The sequence below is a fragment of the Alcaligenes sp. 1735tsa3 genome, from assembly GCF_024134565.1.
GTDB lineage: Bacteria > Pseudomonadota > Gammaproteobacteria > Burkholderiales > Burkholderiaceae_B > Alcaligenes > Alcaligenes phenolicus.
This window is the reverse complement of the sequence record NZ_CP099862.1, coordinates 3,711,835-3,729,388: the sequence shown is the minus strand read 5'-3', so window position 1 is coordinate 3,729,388 and position 17,554 is coordinate 3,711,835. Positions and strand designations below refer to the sequence as shown.

General features: G+C 46.9%; 17 protein-coding genes. 13 read left to right on the top strand and 4 right to left on the bottom strand.

Translation table 11 applies throughout. The features are described from left to right. Positions 1 to 4: 4 nt before the first annotated feature. A complete protein-coding gene (locus tag NIZ92_RS17245; RefSeq protein WP_254002326.1) occupies positions 5 to 760 on the bottom strand; it encodes a glycosyltransferase family 2 protein in 756 nt (251 codons plus the stop codon). Between the two features lie 445 nt (positions 761 to 1,205). Here NIZ92_RS17245 and wecB point away from each other — a divergent pair, with 445 nt between their 5' ends. From wecB to hpaI, 13 genes are all read left to right on the top strand, one after another. After that, positions 1,206 to 2,327 (top strand): non-hydrolyzing UDP-N-acetylglucosamine 2-epimerase, encoded by a 1,122-nt coding sequence (gene wecB, locus NIZ92_RS17240; protein WP_254002325.1) that lies wholly within the window; start codon positions 1,206 to 1,208, stop codon positions 2,325 to 2,327. Positions 2,328 to 2,367: 40 nt separating this feature from the next. Beyond that, positions 2,368 to 3,639, top strand: a complete 1,272-nt coding sequence (locus NIZ92_RS17235; protein WP_254002324.1) for a glycosyltransferase — start codon at positions 2,368 to 2,370, stop codon at positions 3,637 to 3,639. Positions 3,640 to 3,701: 62 nt separating this feature from the next. Beyond that, positions 3,702 to 4,493, top strand: coding sequence for an ABC transporter permease (locus NIZ92_RS17230; RefSeq protein WP_254002323.1), 792 nt, complete (start codon positions 3,702 to 3,704; stop codon positions 4,491 to 4,493). Further along, positions 4,483 to 5,739, top strand: coding sequence for an ABC transporter ATP-binding protein (locus tag NIZ92_RS17225; protein WP_254002322.1), 1,257 nt, complete (start codon positions 4,483 to 4,485; stop codon positions 5,737 to 5,739). The genes NIZ92_RS17230 and NIZ92_RS17225 overlap by 11 nt, the downstream gene beginning before the upstream one ends. Further along, positions 5,739 to 7,937, top strand: a complete 2,199-nt coding sequence (locus NIZ92_RS17220) for a methyltransferase domain-containing protein (RefSeq protein WP_254002321.1) — start codon at positions 5,739 to 5,741, stop codon at positions 7,935 to 7,937. Before NIZ92_RS17225 ends, NIZ92_RS17220 begins: the two co-directional genes overlap by 1 nt. A 39-nt stretch (positions 7,938 to 7,976) precedes the next feature. Next, positions 7,977 to 9,377, top strand: a complete 1,401-nt coding sequence (locus NIZ92_RS17215; RefSeq protein ID WP_254002320.1) for a glycosyltransferase family 39 protein — start codon at positions 7,977 to 7,979, stop codon at positions 9,375 to 9,377. Continuing rightward, entirely contained in the window at positions 9,370 to 10,209 is an 840-nt protein-coding gene (locus tag NIZ92_RS17210; RefSeq protein ID WP_254002319.1) for a decaprenyl-phosphate phosphoribosyltransferase, read from the top strand. Before NIZ92_RS17215 ends, NIZ92_RS17210 begins: the two co-directional genes overlap by 8 nt. A gap of 2 nt (positions 10,210 to 10,211) precedes the next feature. Further along, entirely contained in the window at positions 10,212 to 10,613 is a 402-nt protein-coding gene (locus NIZ92_RS17205) for a divergent PAP2 family protein (protein WP_254002318.1), read from the top strand. 1 nt (position 10,614) lies between these two features. After that, entirely contained in the window at positions 10,615 to 10,983 is a 369-nt protein-coding gene (locus NIZ92_RS17200; protein WP_254002317.1) for a 4-amino-4-deoxy-L-arabinose transferase, read from the top strand. Positions 10,984 to 11,160: 177 nt separating this feature from the next. Continuing rightward, positions 11,161 to 12,174, top strand: a complete 1,014-nt coding sequence (locus NIZ92_RS17195; protein WP_254002316.1) for an ABC transporter substrate-binding protein — start codon at positions 11,161 to 11,163, stop codon at positions 12,172 to 12,174. Beyond that, a complete protein-coding gene (locus NIZ92_RS17190; RefSeq protein WP_238441731.1) occupies positions 12,174 to 13,001 on the top strand; it encodes an ABC transporter permease in 828 nt (275 codons plus the stop codon). The genes NIZ92_RS17195 and NIZ92_RS17190 overlap by 1 nt, the downstream gene beginning before the upstream one ends. Then, entirely contained in the window at positions 12,977 to 13,720 is a 744-nt protein-coding gene (locus tag NIZ92_RS17185; protein WP_254002315.1) for an ABC transporter ATP-binding protein, read from the top strand. The genes NIZ92_RS17190 and NIZ92_RS17185 overlap by 25 nt, the downstream gene beginning before the upstream one ends. A gap of 181 nt (positions 13,721 to 13,901) precedes the next feature. Further along, positions 13,902 to 14,708, top strand: coding sequence for a 4-hydroxy-2-oxoheptanedioate aldolase (gene hpaI, locus NIZ92_RS17180; protein WP_254002314.1), 807 nt, complete (start codon positions 13,902 to 13,904; stop codon positions 14,706 to 14,708). 120 nt (positions 14,709 to 14,828) lie between these two features. Here the strand turns inward: hpaI and NIZ92_RS17175 are convergent, their stop codons facing one another. The 3 genes from NIZ92_RS17175 to NIZ92_RS17165 all read right to left on the bottom strand — a co-directional run bounded on the left by NIZ92_RS17175 (position 14,829) and on the right by NIZ92_RS17165 (position 17,541). After that, positions 14,829 to 15,716 carry a LysR substrate-binding domain-containing protein gene (locus NIZ92_RS17175; protein WP_009458583.1) on the bottom strand — a complete coding sequence of 296 codons (888 nt, stop codon included), beginning with the start codon at positions 15,714 to 15,716 and terminating at the stop codon, positions 14,829 to 14,831. Positions 15,717 to 16,015: 299 nt separating this feature from the next. Next, the gene (locus NIZ92_RS17170; protein ID WP_301555089.1) at positions 16,016 to 16,777 is read right to left on the bottom strand and encodes an aspartate/glutamate racemase family protein; all 762 of its coding nucleotides are present in this window, start codon (positions 16,775 to 16,777) and stop codon (positions 16,016 to 16,018) included. A 239-nt stretch (positions 16,778 to 17,016) separates the two neighbouring features. Then, on the bottom strand, positions 17,017 to 17,541 hold the full coding sequence (locus NIZ92_RS17165) for a gamma carbonic anhydrase family protein (protein ID WP_254002313.1): 525 nt from the start codon (positions 17,539 to 17,541) through the stop codon (positions 17,017 to 17,019). Positions 17,542 to 17,554 lie beyond the last annotated feature (13 nt).

Sequence of the window (17,554 nt, the reverse complement as noted above, 5' to 3'; positions counted from 1 at the left end):
TTAGCTAAGCCCGCTTCAGAATTGCTTTCACGATGTAGTGAAACATTAGATAGCTGGATTGTACAACGGGCAGTTTCAGATGACGTCTATAGATTTGCCATGTCCACTGTAAGGACTTGAGCTTGTTGGCGGACAAGCTAGCTGCGCTCACACGATAAGCGGCCAGGACTTCTTGTAAGCCATAGGCCATCCCTGCTCTACGTACGATTTCCAGCCACATTAAATAGTCTTCATGACGAACTGCTTTTTGATAGACCTTGCCTAATTCCTGGCAGTCATACATCCCGGTCAGGTTGCCAATAGCATTTCCTTTAAGCAAGTTTTTGTAATCCACCCTGAGTGGGGGAGTGCTCGTGCTTTGCCACTGCGGGAGCTGCTGGAAACGATAATAGGCTGTCATCGAGACCGTGGCCTGGTGTTCCTGCATAGTTTTTAACTGCTTACTCAGCTTGTGAGGAAACCAGAGGTCATCGGAGTCGAGAAAGGCCAGGTATCTTCCTTGAGCAGCTTTGATGCCTGCATTACGTGCGGCCGCAACTCCTTGATTAAATGGTTGCTGAATGAACTTGATGCGAGGGTCTTTAGCTGCATACTCCAGAATCAGGGCGGGAGTATTGTCATTTGAGCCATCATCAATAATAAATAGCTCCCAGGACGGGTGGTCCTGCTGCTGCACCGATGCTACTGCGGTTGGTAATGTGTCAGCAGCATTAAACGCTGGCATAACAATGCTGACTAAAGTCGCGTGAGTATTGCTCATGGGGAAATTAGATGGGGTAAGGGCATCTAAGGTTAAGGTCTGTTAGTGGGCGAGTTGCTCGTACTGATATTTTATCTAGCTTTAAAAACGTTAAGAGTTGATTGCGTCTGTCAACATGCTCCTTTTTAGATGACATAAAGGCGGTGACATACTTACAAGTCCATTAATTTTATAAATATGCAGAGCTCTGAGTTTTATTGTCGGAGTGTTAGATAAGACGGTTGACTAAATCATTATTTGCATGAAGGTATGGAGCTGGAACTTAGTTTGGGTTATATGCAGGTTCTGTTTCTTAACTGCACCATATGACAAGTAATAGATACGTCTTGTCTCGGCCAGTCGTACGATTGGCTTATTAAGCGTGTAAGCTGTCTGACTGCACCCGTGATGCGCTGATTGGCGATCCGGCACTGCTCACATTGGTTTGTTCAAGAAAAGGTGTTTAATGAGGGTTTTAACAGTTTTTGGTACTCGACCAGAGGCTATAAAAATGGCTCCTCTGGTGCGAGAGCTAGCCACACGAACGGAGTTTGATACTAAAGTTTGTGTCACTGCCCAGCACCGCCAGATGTTGGACCAAGTGCTGTCTCTCTTTGATCTTCAGCCAGATTTTGATCTGAATGTCATGAGGCCTGGCCAGAATTTGAACGATGTGACAGGGGCGATTCTACAGGGTTTAAAAGGGGTGTTTGAGCAGTTCAGACCTGATTTGGTACTAGTTCATGGTGATACAGCTACAACCTTCGCCAGTACTTTAGCTGCCTACTATCATCAGATCCCAGTCGGTCATGTTGAGGCAGGATTGCGTACGAGCAACATTTATTCACCGTGGCCAGAGGAAGGAAACAGGCGCTTGACCGGCGTGTTGGCCTGTATTCATTTTGCCCCTACAGCTCAGGCTCGCCAGAACTTGTTGCGAGAGGGAGTGGGAGCAGAAGAGATCGTAGTGACAGGCAACACTGTTATTGACGCCTTGTTGTCAGTAGTACAGAAAATCGAGACTGAGCCCTCTTTAGCTAAAGAGATGTCAGAACGCTTTAATTTTCTGAATGAAAAACGCCGGATGGTTTTGATAACTGGCCATAGGCGTGAGAGTTTTGGGGACGGGTTTGAGCGCATTTGTCAAAGTATATGTCGCAGCGCAAAGGAGTTTCCCCAAGTGGACTTCGTGTATCCAGTCCATATGAACCCGAACGTGCAAGAGCCAGTCGCGCGCGTGTTGAGCAAAATTTCTAATGTGTACCTGTTGGAGCCGCAGGACTACCTACCGTTTGTCTATCTAATGAGTCGTTCAAGTGTCATCTTGACAGATTCTGGGGGGATTCAGGAGGAGGCCCCTGCGTTAGGCAAGCCTGTACTTGTTATGCGGGATACCACCGAAAGACCTGAAGCGGTGAGCGCCGGTACTGTGAAGTTGGTAGGTACGTGCTCTGAGGTGATCTGCCATGAGCTGGCAGTTTTGCTGAATGATTCTGCTGCTTATAAGGCTATGAGCTATGCCCATAATCCTTATGGGGACGGTGCGGCCTGTAAGCGCATTGTCGATTATCTGTGTAAGCGCGTTTAAATGACGTCTAACTCTGTAAGAGACAATGGATCGGGGAAATATGCTGAGTAAATTGAAACCTTTTTTAGGGGCTGTATATCGCAGGTTGCCTTGGCGAGTACAACAGAAGCTATTGCCTTTAAAGCGCAGAGTTCTTGGGCAGCAGGTCCGTCGTAGTAATGAGGGGCGCCGCGATGGTAAAAACGATTTGAGCTGGTCGCAGTTTGAAGCAAATATCTTGGCGTTTCGAGATCAGTACAAAGGTGTTTTTGTTCAGTCCGCGGTTATCGATTGGAATGTCCCCTTGTATCAGCGTCCGCAGCATATGGCTAAAGCGTTTGGCCGTCTTGGTTATCTGGTCCTGTATGAAACCCACTGTTGGGCCTGTGATGACGTGACAGGCGCGCGGTGTTTGGGCGACAACGTCTGGTTGGTGCATGCCAGAGAATCCCGTCATCTGAAAGGGGTTCTGCGCTCCTTTTACAGCACCGCTTATGGAGTGTTGAGGGAGTACGGCCCGCACATGCTGGAGGGTAATGTTGTTATCTATGAATACATTGACCATATTGACCCTGCAATTTCCGGTGACAATGTCGAGGTTCTTAATCAGCTAAAAAATCTGGCGTTTGGAGGCGATGCTGATTATATCGTTGCCTCGTCAAAGGCTCTGGTCCAGGAGTCGGTTGCAGAAGTCGGGGAGCCAAAGGTTAGGTTTGTCGCTAATGGGGTGGACACCCGCCACTATCGTCAAGATTGGGGCGATGTGGTTTTACCAGAAAAGTACTCCAGTTTTTTGGGGCAATATGACAGGGTTATTGGCTACTTCGGTGCGTTAGCCCCTTGGTTATGGTACGAGGTCATTGCTGAGCTGGCTGAGAAGCTTCCTGATTATGGGTTCGTTTATATAGGGCCAGATTACTTTGGAGGGAGCTTAAGGCTGCCGGATTTAGATAATGTATTGTGGCTTGGGCCAATAGAATATGCTGTGTTGCCAGCTTATGCACAGCATTTCGATATAGCAACAATACCGTTTGCTCCAGGTGAAATAGCTAAAACAACATCTCCTTTGAAGTTGTTTGAGTATTTTGCGTTAGAAATTCCTGTGGTGGTTAGTTCTGCGATGGATGAGTGCACGTGCTACGAAGAAGTATTTTCGGCCGGCTCGTTATCCGAGTTTGTTGTGCAAATTGAACGCGCATTTGCCGTGAAAGATGATGAGCACTATAAGATGCGTATGCGTCAGTTGGCCGATGAAAATGATTGGATAGCTAGAGCGAAAAGCATGGAGTCTCTGTTTCCTGAAAATGATTTTACGGTTAATGTGAGTCGTTAAAAGTCCTTTTTCGGCAAGACGGTTTTTAAGAAACTAATCAGTAATATTTGATTTTTAAATATATGATAATTTCCGATTTGATTGAAAATCGATATCTAATAAGAATATTGATATATAGAGATATTCAAACAAAATATAAAGGATCTGTACTTGGGCTTCTTTGGTCCTTGTTGGTTCCTATGGTGTTGTTAGTCGTTTATACATTTGTTTTTAGCGTTATTTTTCAAGCGCGCTGGGGGCATTCTGATGGTGGGAAATTAGAGTTTGCGCTAATACTTTTTTCCGGATTAATCGTTTTTAATTTTTTCTCGGAATGTATCAATCGTGCGCCTACTGTAGTTCTCAGCAATGTAAATTATGTCAAAAAAGTCGTTTTTCCTGTTGAGGTTTTAGGTGTTGTTACTGTTGGTGCCGCCCTTTTTAATTTTTTTATTAGCTTTCTAGTCTGGGTTTTGGTTTATTCTGTTTTTTATGGATTGCCAAAATGGACGATTGTTCTTATGCCAGTTTACTTGATCCCTTTGTGTTTTTTTGTTCTTGGATGCGTTTGGTTTCTTTCGGCGCTTGGTGTGTATCTGAGGGATATTAATCAGTTTGTTGGGATATTAACAACCGTTATGATGTTTTTATCCCCTATATTTTATCCTGTTGAGGCTCTTCCTGCTGATTTTAGGAATTTTATTTATATAAATCCTTTGGCTTATTTTATAGAGGCTTTTAGGGATATCGTTTACTGGGGTAGGGTTCCTGGAGGTTTATTTATTCTCCTCTCTTTTGTTTTTTCTTCCTTATTTGCATTTTTTTCATTTATTTTCTTTAAAAAAATGAAAAAGGGTTTTGCGGATGTGCTCTGATCTTATTGTAGTGGAAGGCGTTTCCAAGATATATAAAATATATGAAAAACCTTCCGACAGGTTAAGGCAGTATTTTAGTAAGAATAAAAAATACTACAGAGAATTTATTGCTCTGCATAAGATGAATTTGACAGTTCGCCGCGGGGAAACCTTTGGTATTGTGGGCAGGAATGGGAGCGGAAAGTCTACGTTGCTGCAAATGATCTGCGGAACTGTAATGCCGACAACAGGGCATATTCAAGTCCGTGGGCGTATCGCGGCACTTCTAGAATTAGGGGCTGGTTTTAACCCTGAATTTACAGGGCGAGAGAATATATTTCTTAATGCCGCTATATTGGGCTATCCAAAAAATAAGATAGAGAAAAAAATAGATGAGATTATCCAGTTTTCTGAGTTAGAAGGGTTTATAGATCAGCCAGTTAAAACTTATTCTAGTGGGATGTATGCACGGTTGGCATTTTCAGTTGCTATTCACGTTGAACCAGAAATACTCATTGTGGATGAAGCTCTTGCTGTGGGGGACGCGCGGTTTGTAGCCAAGTGTATGCGCCGTATCAATGATATTAAAGAGTCAGGTGCTACTATCATTTTCGTAAGTCATGATATCTCTAGTATTCGGACTCTATGCGACCGTGTATTGTGGTTGGACCGTGGAAAAGAAATCGATGTAGGTGACGTGTTTCCAATCACAAGCCGATATATGGAGTATATGTTCAAAGATAGTGACGGATTACAGGTCAGTTCAGATCAATCGTCGACTGAGCCAGTGCAAGTAGACCTTATAGAGTCGTTGGACACCAGGCCTTCCTCGCATTGGGGTTCTCATACCGGGACTATCAAATACGCTGCTGTGCAGGATATACAGGGGAATAAAGCAGATCTTATTACTTGGGGCATGTATATAAAAATATCAATAAGATACAAGTTGAACGAGGAAATATCGAACGATAACTTAACGATCGCTTTTTCTATAAAAGATTTGAAGGGTAATGATATTGTAGTAGCAGTTTCTAAGCAGGTTGTTGAGGATAGCCGGAAATATTCTGAACGTCGTGTTGATTTTTCTTTAAAGAACTACCTTTCGCCAGGTAAATATTTATTGGTCGCCACTGTAGAGAAGAGGAATGGTAGCGATGTTCATTACTACGAATATTATGAAGGTGCGCATTATTTTGTAAGTGTCAGTGATGAAACGATGTTCGGTATTTTTTGTCCTGATGTAGAAGTTAATTCTGTGAGCTTGTAATGAACAGCGATATTAATACGAAAAAATACTGGGAAAATAGGTTTGCCACAGATTGGGAGGATAACTTGGGGCCCGAGCAGTCGAGGTTTTTTGCAACAGTAGCTATGGATAATTTGCCGTCCTGGCTTATACAGGTAATACGCTCAGACGGATTAACTGTTGCAGACTGGGGATGTGCCCAAGGCGATGGCTTGAATGTACTAACAAATTTTTTTAATCCAAAAAAATTGACAGGTATTGATTTTTCTAGTGAATCTATCGCCACAGCAAAAACTAAATACCCAGAATTAGAATTTCTAGATCAAGATTGGTTAGATAGTCGAGATTTGATTAATATTAAATCGTATGATTTTATTTTCTCATCTAATACTTTAGAGCATTTTCATAATCCTTTTGAGATTTTAAACTGTATTTCTGAAAAAGCTGAATTGGGTTTGATTCTTGCTCTTCCTTATAGAGAGTTTAATCGAATTGATGAGCATTTTTTTACTTTTACGGATAAAAATGTTCCTGTAACGATTAATGGGTTCGATCTGGTTTGGTCAAAGGTAGTCGATTGCAGTATTTTGCCGTCTAGTATGTGGGATGGTGATCAGATTGTTTTGGTTTATGCCAGAAAAAAATGGTTTGACCAAATGAATTTGACCTTAGGGAATATTCATATAGAGTCAGGCTATGAAATTGATTCTCTATCTCGAGATAGTGTTTTACTCAAGCATATGGAAAACGAGTTTTCTCGTGTTTTAAAGGATTCTCTGGAGCAGGTTGCAGAGAGTTTGAAGCAGCTTAGTATCTCAAAGGCCGAACTGCTGGAGCAGACAACAAAAAATCAGCGTTTGCAGGAGCATAATGCAGAGCTACAGAATGTGATGCGGCAGAAAGACGAGGCGGTTAACGCCATTAGGTTGTCAACTTCTTGGAAACTGACCCGCCCTTTGCGAGTGCTCGCTCGTCTTATTCGGAACCCTTTGGGGTTCTGGAGTGATGCTCGTAACTATGTAGCGTGGAAACGTCTTCAGAGTCAAAATACCGGACCTGTCTCTCTCGGTGGGCTGGCGGCGATAACATCCGTGCCTGGAGCAACTGATTTAAGTTGGGATCAGTTTGAGGCGAACGTCCTCGTACATAGAGATAAATATAAAGGCGTTTTTGTACAATCGGTAGCTATTGACTGGGCTGTCCCGTTATTTCAACGACCTCAACATATTGCTTCGGCGATGGGACGTTCTGGTTATCTGGTTATCTATGAGACGCGCAGCCTAGATCAGGATAATTTGCGGGGTGTGCGTTATATGGGAGACAACGTATGGTTGGTAAACGCTCCTGAATCAGCAAATTTAAAAGGTGTGCTGCGATCAATCTATAGCACAGCCTATGCTGTGGTGCCTGAGTATGGCCCTCACCTACTTGAGGGAAATGCTGTGATTTATGAGTATATTGATCATATAGATCCAGCTATATCTGGTAATACAGTTGATAGTTTGTTGAAGCTTAAAAACTATGCATTTTCTGGTGATGCAGATTATATCGTTGCCTCATCTAAGGCTCTGGTAGAGGAGTCTATAACTGCAGTTGGAAAGGATAAGGTTCTATTCGTGGCCAACGGTGTTGACTGTCAGCATTATCGGCAGGATTGGACACATATTGCTTTGCCTGATAAATATACGAATTTTTTAAAACGCTATAAACGTATTGTGGGCTATTTTGGTGCCTTGGCTCCTTGGTTGTGGTATGAGGTTCTAGAGGAGCTTTCAGTTCGCATGCCAGAGTGTGGCTTTGTCTATTTAGGCCCGGATTATTTTGGTGGAAGTGAGAGGCTGCCAAAAGCAGATAATGTTATTTGGCTAGGGCCAATTAATTATTCTATCCTGCCTGCGTATTCACAACACTTTGATGTGGCAATTATTCCTTTCGAGCCAGGCGAGATAGCACGTACAACATCTCCTCTAAAGCTATTCGAATACTTTGCAATGGAGGTTCCGGTGGTTGTGACCTCAGCAATGGATGAGTGCACTATTTACCCAGAGGTTTTTTCAGCCAGCTCCGCTGATGAGTATGTCGAGAGAATCCGGCAGGCTTTTGATGTAAAAGATGATCAAGCTTATCAAGCTAGGTTACGCCAGATGGCAGATGAAAATGATTGGATGGCGAGAATAAAGACACTGACTCCCTTGTTCCCCACAGGAAGCAGATCTTAAACGAGCTGATTTTTATTTTAATAATATGCGGTGGAATACATGGTCAGGTCTTTCTTTAATCTAAGCTCTGGTTTTAATTTTTTTCGACTTGTTTTTTTGCCGTTTTTTCTGTATCTGATATTTTATTTTTCTCGAACTCTTCATCTGACAAGCGATTATTATTTTTCTTTTTTTTCTATTGTTTCTGTTTTTCTGGTGGGTTTTTTTTTAGCGCGAAATTTCTTTAATGTTTCGCCTGTTTTGTTGTTTTTTGTTGTTTTTTTTTCTTATGTTACATGGGCTTCTAGTGTTCAAACTATTCCGGAAAGTGACTATTTAATTTATTACAATGATGCTGTCAGGTTTTTAAACGGAAATTTTTTTCATGTGTGGACAAGCTCTAAGTATCCGTCGAGCTCTATTGTTTATGCATTCGGGATGAAGTTGCTGGGTGTCAGTTATCTGTCTGCTTCCATAACGGCAGCGGCGTGTTGGGCGTTGCAGGCAGTTGTAGTTAGAGCGATTATGTTGGAGCTTGGGCAAAGCGGAAAAATATCCACTTTTACAGCTTTTTTGTATGCTCTTTTCCCTGCTGTTTTTGTTTATACGGCGGTAGTTTCAAGTGAAGCAACTTATCTTCTTTATTTATTTATTTCTATTTTTTCGTTTCTTCGTTTTATAAAAACAAAAAACTTATTGTTTTTGGTCACTAGTGCTTTTTTTATTGGTTTTGCATATTACTCCAGGCCAACCTCAGTTTTTTTAATTTTTCCTTTTCTTTTGGGCGTGGTTCTATATTCCGATAAGGCTATTAAGTCTGTTGTTTGCTTTTTAGTCCCTTTGTTGTTGGTCTTCTCTTCTCACGCGCTTTTGAATAGCGCATACCAAGGGTTTTTTAGTGTCAACTCGAATCATGGTATGGGTGGGTATGTTCTATTGTTTGGGACTAATAAGAATCATAACGGGCTATATAACACTGATGATGTTGAGTTTGTACAGGAATTGCGGACTTCGCTAGGGGACGAGGGTAAGGTTGGTGCGGCAATAAAGGAAGAGATTTACTCCCGGATTTTTGATGATTTTCCGGGATTTTCGAAATTTGCATATAAGCAGAAAATTAAGACTTTATGGGTTCCTTCGGGCGGGGTTTTCTTTTGGGCTAATAATAATCCAGAGCATAAGGTCAGCCAGGAATATGCCTCTTTGTCTGAGAGAATCAATTCTCATTTATATTATATTCTTCTTATTTTGTTTTTTGTTTCTTTATTGGTCTATTTTTTCAAAAAAAGAAATGAAAATAATATAAGAGAGTTTTTATATTTTTCTGCTTGTGCTTACGTTTTTCAGATGATTGCCTTTTATTTTGTTTTTGAGGTTCAGTCTAGATATGCTTTGTCTATAATGCCGTTTATGTTATTTGCTGTCTCAGCCATTTCATTGAGCTGGAGTTCGGATGAATAGTTTATCTCTCCTGCGTCTTATGCGGCCAAAGCAATGGGTTAAAAATTTTTTTGTTTTTGCCCCTTTGGTTTTTTCCGGCATGATGCTGTCCTCTGATTCAATAATAAAGTCATTATTGGCTTTTTTATTTTTTTCCTTTGCTGCTTCCTCTGTTTATATTGTTAATGATATTGGTGATGTAGAGAAAGATCGCTTGCATCCCAAAAAACGTTTTCGCCCTTTGGCAAGTGGGGAGGTATCTGTAGCTCAATCTATTTTTTTGTTGCTGTTTTGTTATGTCGTTGTTGTATTTTCTTTGCTTCTGAATTATCAGGTTTTTTTTATACTTTCCTTTTATATCGTTGTTAATCTTGCTTATACTAAGTGTCTAAAAAATATTCCTGTTATTGATATTTTTACCGTTGCATTGGGATTTGTTCTTAGGGTGTATGCTGGCGCGCTGGCGATACAAGTGCCTGTTTCTAATTGGATGCTGATTACAGTGTTATCTCTATCGCTTTATTTGGCCGCTGTAAAGAGAGAGCAGGAGCTTAGGAATTCTGGCAGTACGACCAGGGAGGCACTAAGTAAGTATTCAAGTGATTTGGTGCGAAAATATGTAGAAACAGCAGCTACTTGTACTATTGTTTTTTACAGCATGTTTGTTCTTGAGTCCAAGCCTGATTTGGTTTTAACTGTACCAATTATTCTATTTGGTATTTTTAGGTATTGGTATATTGTCGACTCTTCTGACCTGGGGGAGTCACCAACTGATGCTGTTATAAATGATAAACCAATTTTAATGATTGTCATTTCTTGGCTTTCTGTGGTTGTTTATCAGCTTTATTTTTAATTATGACCTACGCATATATATTAACTCCATTCTTGGCATGGCTGGTTGCAGGGGTTTTAAAGTTTCTTGTAAACAGTTTTCGAGCTGGGCGCCTTGCCTTTGATTTGATTGGCTATGGTGGTATGCCGAGCAATCACAGCTCTATTGTTAGCAGTATGGCTGCTCTTGTTTATTTAAAGGAAGGGCTCTCAAGTCCGGTTCTTGGTGTTTCAATAGCCTTGTTGTTTATTGTTTTGCTTGATGCTAATAGTCTGCGCAAGCAGATTGAGAAACATGCAATAGCTTTGAATAAAATCAGGGATTTCAACCTTAGAGAGAGAATTGGTCACAGCAAGACAGAGATTTTGGCTGGCTGCCTGGTTGGTGGGGGAGTGGCTTGTGCAGTACACCTTTTAGGAATATAGAATGGGCGTTGCTCAGATTGGTTTGGTTTTATCCGCCGTTTTATTGAATACTTTCGCACAGATGCTTTTGAAGGCTGGGACCAACTCTCTTCAGGTTTTGTTTCTGCCTGAAAAAGGGGTCTTTTATTCTATTTTCCGAGCCATGTTTAACCCCTTCATAACTGGAGGATTGGTTTTATATGTTCTTAGCTTTGGGGTATGGGTTGTTGTGCTCTCCAAGTTGGAGGTTGGTGTTGCCTATCCATTATTGTCGTTAGGATATTTAGTCGGCTTGATATTAGCTTGGCTGTTTTTTGGTGAACTTCTTACTTTTAATAAGCTAGTGGGCGTGTTGTTCCTGATGGTCGGTACCTACTTTATCACTCGCTAGTAAAAAGTGTTGACCATGTATTAGAGTGATAGGGGAGCTGTCTGTCGGTATGAGTACAGTCGTGTACTCACAGCACTCTAAAGAATCCAGTTTTTATTTCTTTTTGTTATAAGCAAATAAAGATGCGTCTCCCCAACAGGTTTAAGCTTCAGTTTTCGCCTGTTTCACGAGATCGTTATGTTTTCCCGTTATTTAGCCCCTGGCCTTCTTGCTCTATCCGTCTCCTTCTCCGCACAGGCTGCCGAGCAAGCGCTGGAGATCGGCTATTTGCCTATCATGCCTGCCGCTCAATTGTTCGTGGGCTTAGGGTCTGGCGACTTATTGCCAGAGGGACAAGCGGAACCTAAGCTGGTTCAGTTTCAAAGCGGTCCAGCGCTGACCCAGGCCTTGATCGCCGGGCAGCTGGATGTTGCCTATGTGGGTATTGGCCCCGCTTTGGTGGCCAAGGCTAAAGAGGCCGACGTTAAAGTTGTCGCCTCCAATATTGTGGAACAGGTCAGTGTGGTCGCTATTGGTGAACTGGCTGCTTATCTTGATGCCGACCAGCCTGATTTCGCAGCGGCTGTGGCCAAGTTCACTCAGGAGAAAGGTCACAAGCCCAAGGTTGCCAGCTACCCCAAAGGCGCTGTGCCAGAGGCTGCCTTGCAGTACTGGCTGCGCAATATGCTGAAAGTAGACCCGAATGTGGTCGAGGTGATCTACCAGGGCGAGGCCCAGATTCAACAGGCCTTGAGCAATCACGCTGTTGATGCCGCCGCCATTCTGGAACCTACGGTTAGCCAAATTCTGCAGCGCCAGCCCGATGCCAAGATTGTGGCTCACGGTGGGGAGTTGTTCCCCAATGAGCCCGGCTCGGTACTGCTGGTGCGTGAAGGCTTGATCAAATCCAATCCTGATCTGGTTCAGCATTTGGTGAATGCTCACCTGCGTGCCACTGCCATGTTGCGCGACGAGCCAGCCAAGGCAACGCCTTATGTGCAGAAGTATGTAGGCGGTGGTCGCTTGCCTAAAGAGATTGTGCAAGCCGCTATCGAGCGCTCGCGTGATCAGTTCCAGCCTGATCCTCACAAGATTATTGATGGCACGGTTCAGCTGCAGGATTTCCAGGTTTCTTTAGGCACGCTGGCTACCAAGCTGGATGATGTTCAAAGCCTGTTTGACGTTCGCTTTTATGAAAAGGCAGCACCGTAATGAGCGTTGCGAAACAAGCAAGTTTGCCCGCCGCAGCACCCGCAACTGCGGGTGCCCTGGTTGATGCCTTGTGGCGTCGCGGTCTGGAGCGGATTGTTTACGGCGTAGCCGGTCTGGCCTTGTTTATCCTGGTGTGGCGCCTGGCTTATGTCTATGGCTGGGCTCCGCGAGGTACGCTGCCTGATCCATTGAGCTTGCCCTCGGCTTTGTTCCAGGAGATTGAAGCCGGTCGTCTTTGGCCGGCTGCTCAGTCCAGTCTGGTGCATTATTTCTGGGGCTTGGGCATCGGCACTTTCCTGGGTATTGCTTTTGGTCTGGCGGCGGCAACGATCCATCGCTTTGATTTACTGCAAGCTTACTTGGTTCGCTTGCTGCGTCCTATCCCGCCCTTGGCGTGGGTGGTGTTTGCCATTGCCTGGTTCAAGGTCAGCCACACTGGTGCAGCCTTTGTGATTGCAATCGGTGTGTTCTGGCTGAATTACTTTGCCACTTACAGTGCGGTGCGTTCGGTCGATCCCCGCTATTACGAATTGGCTGCGGCTTTCGGGCATAACTCCTATTTCGCTCGCGCCTGGACGGTGGTTCTGCCAGCGATCAGCCCCGGCTTGTTGAGTGGTGTGCGTGCTGGTATTGGTCAAGCCTGGATGACGTTGATTGCGGCCGAGTTGCTGGGTGTGCCTGGTATGGGTCAGGAAATGAATGCCGCAGCGGGAGTGGGTGCTTACGATGCGGTGGTGGTCTATATGTTGATCATCTCGGTGGTCTACACCTTGTGCGATATGCTTTTTCTGGCTTTCAACAAATGGGTACTTCAGTGGCAGCCTTGATTCAGTTCCAGGGGTTTGGTTTTCAGTACCCCGGTGCGCCTGCACCAGTGATCCGCGATGTGAATCTGGAAGTGCAGGCAGGGCATTTTGTGGCGATTGTAGGTGGTTCGGGCGTAGGCAAGAGCACCTTGCTACGTGCGGCGGCCGGTTTGAGCCAGCCCAGCTTCGGACATCTGCGTTCCAACCTGCAAGATAGTCCTGGCCGTCGTGCCAATGCCTTCGTGTTTCAGGACAGTCGTCTGTTGCCTTGGCGACGTATTGCTTCCAACGTGGCTTATGGTCTGGAAGGGTTGGGTCTGTCGCGTGAAGAGCGCGATCAGCGTGTGGATGCTGCTTTGAATCAGGTGGGTTTGGCGCATCTGAAAGACCGCTGGCCGCATCAACTGTCGGGTGGTCAGGTACAGCGTGTTGGCATTGCCCGCGCCTTGGCTGTGCAGCCGGATTTGTTGTTGATGGATGAACCTTTTTCTGCCGTGGATGCCTTGACTCGTCAGGCCTTGCAGGATGAGCTGGTTCAAGTGTGGCAGCGTAGTTCAGCAGCAGTTCTGTTTGTGACGCACGACATTGACGAAGCGGTCTTTTTGGCCGATACCATTATCGTTCTGGGTGGCAGCCCGGCTGGTGTCAGCGCCCGGATAGAGGTAGACCTGCCACGTCCGCGAGATCGCGCCACGCCCCGCTTTGGGGAGTTGGTGAAAGAGGTTGGTCAGGCCTTGTAATTACGTCTGCCATTGCATCAAGAAGAACGGCCCATTGAGTGGGCCGTTTCTGTTGCCTACTCTTGTCTGCTGGTTCTGCATGGGTATGCTCAGAGACAAAACAATCAGGCCCTGTGCTCACTTCTACCTTGTGCGCTTTACACTACTTGTTTGACGCCTAAGCACATGACAAGGAGAGGACATGAAGCACCCGGTAAATGCATTCAAGCAGGCTTTGCGGCAGGGTAAGTCCCAGATTGGTTTGTGGCATGGCTTGGCCAGCCCGTATGTGGCGGACCTCTGTGCAGGCCTGGGCTATGACTGGATCTTGCTGGATGGCGAGCATGTTCCCAATACGGTACAGACTTTGCTGGCGCAGTTGCAGGCCGTATCGGCCCATCCTATTGCGCCGATTGTGCGTCCCAGCTGGAATGACCCTGTGCAGATCAAGCTGCTGCTGGATATGGGGGCTCAGAACCTTTTAATTCCCATGGTGCAAAACGCGGAGCAGGCCAAAGCGGCTGTTGCCGCGACACGGTATCCTCCGCATGGCATTCGAGGGGTGGGTGCAGCCTTGGCACGTGCTGCTCGCTGGGGGGCGACCACGGACTATGTGGGGCGAGCCAATCAGGAAATGTGCGTGATTTGTCAGGTGGAAACTCGCGAGGCACTGGATCATCTGGACGAGATTCTGGCGGTGGAGGGCGTGGACGGTATTTTCATCGGCCCGGCGGATTTGGCGGCCAGTATGGGGTATTTGACCGAACCCGGGCATCCAGACGTTTTGTCAGCGATTGAGGACGCGATCGTGCGTATCAGCAAGGCGGGTAAGGCTCCCGGAATCTTGCAGGCCAATGTCGAGGCAGCGCATCACTATTTGTCCTTGGGGGCCTTGTTTGTGGCCGTAGGCGTGGACGCGGTGTTATTGCGGCAGGCGGCAACGGCTTTGTTGGGTCAATTCAAGGACGAGGTTGAGGTGCCCGTTGCTCAGCCCGGCGCAGCTTACTAACGCTGGTTTGATCGCCAGACGTCTTGCGGATAGCTGCTCCGCCTCAGTTATGTTGTAAAGGCCGGGCCTGCTTATTAGACGATATGACCTTGGCCGTAGCACCGGCTAAGGTCGGCTTTCTTAAGCGCCGCTCTCGAGCAGGAAGCTCAGCAAGCTTTCTGCGCTCGGTTGCAGGTCACTGCGGCGGCGCACACCGATCAGAATTTCTCGCTGGCTCCATTCTTCGTCCAGCTCAATCACACGGGTATTGGGGATCTGATAAATGCTGGCGCTCTTGCGCGGCAAGATGCCTATACCCATGCCTGCATTAATCAGCAAACACATGGCGTCGTAGCCAGAAACCTCGGTGCGGATACGCACCGAGCGGTTGGCTTCCATGGCGATTTTGGTGATCTGGTAATGCAGCTGCGTGCCGGTCAGCAGCGTGATCTGCTCATGCTCCAGCGTTTGCTCGAAACGGACTTTGTCATGCTGAGCCAAGGGGTGATTGATAGGCACCAGCACGACCAGCTTGTCACTGCGAAATGGGTAAGCTTCGATATCGGCTGCGTAAGGCAGGCGGGTAAAGACACCCAGGTCGGCTTTGCCCTCTGCCAGAGCCCGAATAATGTCCAGGCTGGTTTGTTCTTCCAGTTGCAGGGGAATCGCGGGGTGCAGACGTCCAAATTCGCCCAGAGGCTCGGCCAGAAACTGGGAGATAGCCGATGTATTGGCCAGGATATGTACCAGCCCTTGCTGGCCTTGCGAAAACGCTTGAAGGCGTGTCTCGATCTCTTGCGCACTGTTGAGCAAGGCACGTGAGCGGTACAGCAGCTCCAGGCCCGCCGCAGTTGGGCTGACACCTTTGTTCGTACGCAGCAGTAAGGTGGTGTTCAGAGACTGTTCCAGATCCGCAATCCGGCGACTGACCGCGGCGGCAGCAATATGCTCACGCTCTGCCGCTTGGCTGATCGTGCCTTCTTCCAGGATGCGGACAAACAGTTTGAGGGTTAGAAGGTCCAGTTTCATGCAGGCATCATATCGCTTTTTTTTGATTATCTGCATCTGGGCTGACGTGGCAGCGGAGAGAGTCATCGCTCCAAGCTATAGGGCTATTTCGCGTCGCGTCTACGTCATATGTCCATACGGATGTAGTAGCAGAGGATGTTATCAGCCTGTATCGAGGGCGAACGGCCAGCCATGGCTTGGCGTTTGTTTATGAGCCGCCACAACTGCGGTTTTTACGGCACACATTGAGGACGTCTAAGCATAAAAAAAGCCCCGCCGACTGTATGTCGGCAGGGCTTTGTACCGCTAAGCCTGTTGGATCAGGCTTGTGGCTTGGCGCCAGACAGGATGTGGCCAGCGTTAGGAACGCGGGTTTCCAGACCCAGGGTCTTGAGCATTTGGTACACGGTGCAAACAGCGGCGGACAGAACGGGCTTGCCAATCTGGTCTTGAGCGCGCTGGATAGCAGGCAGGGAAGGCATCTGCACGCAAGCGGACAGAATAACTGCGTCCACGCCTTCGTGGTTCAGGCGCTTGACGTGCTCCAGCAGGTTCTCTGGGTTCAACAGGCCCACTTCCAGGTTGTCCGACACTTCCAGGCTGATGGAGTCTTGAACTTCGATGCCTTCAGCTTCGATGTAGTCAGCCACGCGCTTGGTCAGCGGTTTCATGTAAGGGGTGATGATGGAGACTTTCTTGTAGCCGAATTCTTTCAGCGTATCGACCAGGGCACCGGCCGAGCTCAGCACAGGAATTTCCACGCCGTTGTCTTTTACGGTGTTTTGCAGACGCTCTTGCGAGACGCGGTGGTAGCCGTCGCCTTGGGCCATGATGGCGACCAGGCAAGCGTAGGCCATCACGCTCATGCGGGCGTCGCTCAGCTCAACAGCGCAGCGATCGCTGGCGATGTCCATGGCTTTCAGCTCTTCGGGATTCACGTGCATCATGCGCATGCGCGAGGAGTGGAATGTGAAGCGCTCTTCAGGAAACTCGGCGTAACGAGCCTGCAACATGGCAGGAATCTCGGTTTCCATGGTGGTGTTGGAGCTGGGGACGATCTGACCGATGCGGTAGGTTTTCATAGGGATCTGTCTCTGAAGGTGGTTTTTAGATTGACGCCTTCATTCTAGGACCCGTTTTCTTCCTTGCAAATCAATCATCTGTCAACGTGCCATCGCCAACGGCGATGGCAGGAGGGAAGAGATCAGGACTGGCCGGATTGCCAGCGTTGAGTGGCCTCGCATATTTTCCGGAGGCTTTTTAAGCGACAGCTGACTGCATGGTGTGTGACAAAGAGGAACCCGGTGTACGCCTGTTTTTCTTAGCCTATGCGTTTCAAGGCCGTTTTGTAGTGGCCACCGCGTTGGGCGTAAACACTGGCGTTTTGACGTAGCTTGGCAATGTCCTCATCGCTCAGGGTACGTACGGCTTTGGCGGGCGATCCGATGATCAGGCTGCGCTCCGGGAAGACTTTGCCTTCCGTGACCAGTGCTCCAGCACCAACCAGGCTATCGCGACCGATGACGGCCCCGTTCAGCACGACCGCCTGGATGCCGATCAACGCGCCTTCACCGATGGTACAGCCGTGCAGCATGGCCTGGTGGCCGATGGTGACATGGTCGCCAATATCCAGCGGGTAGCCTGGATCGGTGTGCAGTACTGCACCTTCTTGCACGTTGGAGCCTACACCCACGGTAATGGTTTCGTTGTCGCCACGGATAACGGCACCGGGCCAGACACTGCTTTTCTCTTTCAAAACGACCTTGCCAATCAGGGTAGCCTCTGCGGCAACAAAGCTGCTGTCGTCGATCTGGGGGGAGTGATTGTCGAGTTGATAAATAGGCATGAGGATTATTTTC